This window comes from Bacillus sp. GS3m_15504, assembly GCF_055825275.1.
On record NZ_JBVVNL010000039.1, the window covers coordinates 1 to 255 of the forward strand.

Here is a 255-nt window from a genome sequence, read left to right on the forward strand (position 1 = left end):
GTTATCTAGTTTTCAAAGAACATACCATTTGCTATTTAAAATAGCTTTTTGGTGGAGCCTAGCGGGATCGAACCGCTGACCTCCTGCGTGCAAGGCAGGCGCTCTCCCAGCTGAGCTAAGGCCCCAAGTTGTATGGTGGGCCTAAATGGACTCGAACCATCGACCTCACGCTTATCAGGCGTGCGCTCTAACCAGCTGAGCTATAGGCCCATACAAATTGCAGGATTTATTTATATCATATCCTCATTTAAGAGT

At 47.1% G+C, this 255-nt stretch carries 2 tRNA genes; both read right to left on the reverse strand.

What is annotated here, in order from left to right:
- Window positions 1–49 precede the first annotated feature (49 nt).
- A tRNA-Ala gene (locus AC0L0O_RS30095) sits at window positions 50–125 on the reverse strand.
- Between the two features lie 8 nt (window positions 126–133).
- Window positions 134–210 (reverse strand) — tRNA-Ile (locus tag AC0L0O_RS30100).
- Between the last annotated feature and the right edge of the window lie 45 nt (window positions 211–255).